Source organism: Bacillus sp. Xin1 (genome assembly GCF_013314535.1).
Taxonomy (GTDB): domain Bacteria; phylum Bacillota; class Bacilli; order Bacillales; family Bacillaceae_G; genus Bacillus_A.
Window position 1 is genome coordinate 1 of record NZ_JABUAE010000110.1, and the last position, 2,821, is coordinate 2,821.

General features: G+C 34.5%; 3 protein-coding genes. All 3 read left to right on the top strand.

The features are described from left to right. The first annotated feature begins 217 nt into the window (after positions 1-217). On the top strand, positions 218-751 hold the full coding sequence (locus HRG09_RS27825) for a cupin domain-containing protein (RefSeq protein WP_174104032.1): 534 nt from the start codon (positions 218-220) through the stop codon (positions 749-751). An 84-nt stretch (positions 752-835) separates the two neighbouring features. Continuing rightward, positions 836-1,633 carry a dihydrodipicolinate synthase family protein gene (locus HRG09_RS27830; RefSeq protein ID WP_174104033.1) on the top strand — a complete coding sequence of 266 codons (798 nt, stop codon included), beginning with the start codon at positions 836-838 and terminating at the stop codon, positions 1,631-1,633. A 132-nt stretch (positions 1,634-1,765) separates the two neighbouring features. After that, the coding region (locus tag HRG09_RS27835) for a CynX/NimT family MFS transporter (protein ID WP_174104034.1) at positions 1,766-2,821 on the top strand (1,056 nt) is incomplete at its 3' end.

Consider the following 2,821-nt stretch of genomic DNA (forward strand, 5'->3'; position numbering starts at 1 on the left):
ATTTAGAGATTACTTGCATTTATCTTGAAGTTTTTGCACCGGAACCCAAATTATATCATAGGTTAAAACTATAGTTATTATATAAATAATCAAATTGTTCTATTGATTGAAGTATCTTAGACTAGTATTTACACAGAAGGCTAAAATCTTATTAAAATTTGTAGTTCCAAAAGTTAAAAATCTTTCAACTGTGTAAAATTTTGAGGAGGTTAATAGGATGAGTAATCAAAGAACAGATATTGTCAATTATAGCGAGTTTCTAAAAAAGAGTAGGAAGCCTGCCATTCGAGCATGTTCTTGGAAATGGAAAGATATTTATCCCTTGCTTAATGAATCTGTATCAGAAGATTTTCTTGAAAGTGGACGTGGAACTTTATCCCTCATTCATAAGGATACTGGAGGTGCATATGGCACTTCCTCAACAATGAATGTAGTAGTACAAATTTTCAAACCTGGTGAGCATAATAAGGCTCATCGTCATACGAATGTGGCTTTAAACCTAGTATTTCAGGGAGAGGGTTTTAGTATTGTAGATGGAGAGAAAATAGAATGGGAAAAAGGTGATTTATTCCTAGCTCCTCCATGGTCTGCTCATGAGCATTGCAATACTTCAGAAACAGAGGATGCGATCCTTTTCACTTTTCAGGATGTGCCGGTCCTTACTTCAATGGGCACATGGTTTTTAGAAGAACCCATAGGGAGTACTCCCCGCCACGTCTTAAAACAAAATATACAGACAGAGAAAAAATAGAAGGTATTAACTAGTACTTTTTATATTTGATCTCACATACAAAATAGTTCTTTCTATATATATCAATGCTGGAGGATAAAACAGATGAAAAATTTAAATGTAGCTATTCCAACCCCCTTTCAAGATGATGAGAGTTTGTATTTAGAAGGCTTTAATTCTATTGTTGAGTACTTAACAGGTAACGGAATAGAGTCTCTTCTTGTATCTGCTACTACAGGTGAACAAAATTCAATGAGTATTGAAGAGCGAATCCAAATTATCGATTATTTTAACCAACAAAACTTTAAACATGTTGAACTTATGTTTGGTGTATCAACTACAACAACAAAAAATGCAATAAGATTGATTAAAAAACTTGAGGAGTCTGTTTTCGATTCCATTCTAATTCAGTTCCCTCCATACATTCAGCCGACGCAAGAACAGGCTATTTCTTATATTAATGAGTTATTGCAGCATACCACAAAAAATGTTGTACTTTATAACAATCCTTTTCGAACAGGTTTTGAGCTAAGCGCTGAGTCATTTAGTACTCTTATTAATCAGAAGCACTCCAATCTGGTAGGCATGAAAGAAGAGAGTGATGCTAAACGTCATGAAAATACAACTTTACCAGATGAATTTATCATGTTTGCTGGGGGAGATGTAAACCTTATAGAAAAGATAATGAATGGGTGTAATGGACTTTCTAGTATGGTAGGAAATGTTTATCCAAAAGAAATTCAACAAATTTTCAATGACTTATTAACGAATAAACCAGTGGACCTTCGAAAAATAAACCAATTAATTAATAAGGTTACAAGTGGTCAAGCTGTTATAAACATTAAGAATCACTACAATTCTCTAGGCATAAAAGTAGGTACTTGTCGTTCTCCTATTCGGTAATAGTACTATTTCACGGGTTTCCTCATTTTAATGAAAAAGTCCTAAGGTAATCGCCAAGCAGAAAAAATAATTCAATTATTCTTTCTGCTTGCGGATACCATTACTAAACAATATGGAGGGTCTATAGCTATCATGAGCATTTTACATCAAATGGAAAAACAAAAACTGGATATAAAGACTAAAAGAGGATTACTTATTGCAGGTGTTATTTTAATTGGAGCAAATCTCAGAGCCCCAATAACATCAGTAGGCCCACTATTATCTTCTATTCGTGATAGTTTGGGTATATCTAATACATTAGCAGGGACTATTACTACAGTACCGTTACTTACATTCGCATTTTTATCCCCATTTGCTCCTAAGTTAACTCGTCGTTTTAGCATGGAATTTACGCTATTTATTTCCTTAATCTTATTAATAGTTGGAATTGGAATACGTTCTCTTGGTGGAGTAGGAACGTTATTTATAGGAACTGTTTTAATTGGTTCATCGATTGCAATTGGTAATGTATTATTACCGAGCCTTATTAAACATAACTTTGCACAAAATATAGGTATGATGACAGGCATTTATGCTGTTTCTATGAATTTATTTGGAGCTATTGGATCTGGAATAAGTATCCCCATTTCTTCGTCGTTAGGTTTAGGATGGTCAGGATCCCTCGGATGCTGGGGAACCTTATCTCTTCTCACTATTTTCTTTTGGCTACCACAATTACGGAATTACCACAAATCTATGGACTTTTTACAAACAGAAAAGAAAGAAATTTCCATCAACTTGTGGCGTTCTAAGCTAGCGTGGAACGTAACATTGTTTATGGGGGCTCAATCCTTAATCTTTTATACAGTGATTGCATGGCTTCCTGAAATACTTGAATCAAAAGGGTTAGGCATTAATGAAGGAGGATGGATGTTATCTTTAATGCAACTTTCTATGCTTCCTGTTACATTTATTGTCTCTATTTTAGCTGGGCGTTTAGGAAAGCAACACGTGTTAGTAAGTATTTCAGTTATTTTGCTTATTGCAGGTTTATTGGGAATTCTATATGGAGGCCCACTTCTTATTCCTTTGTGGATTATCATGATTGGAGTTGGAGTTGCCTTTAGCTTAGCAATGATGTTTTTTAGTTTACGTACCAAAAATATTCAGGAAGCTGCAGAACTATCCGGTATGGCTCAATCATTAGGG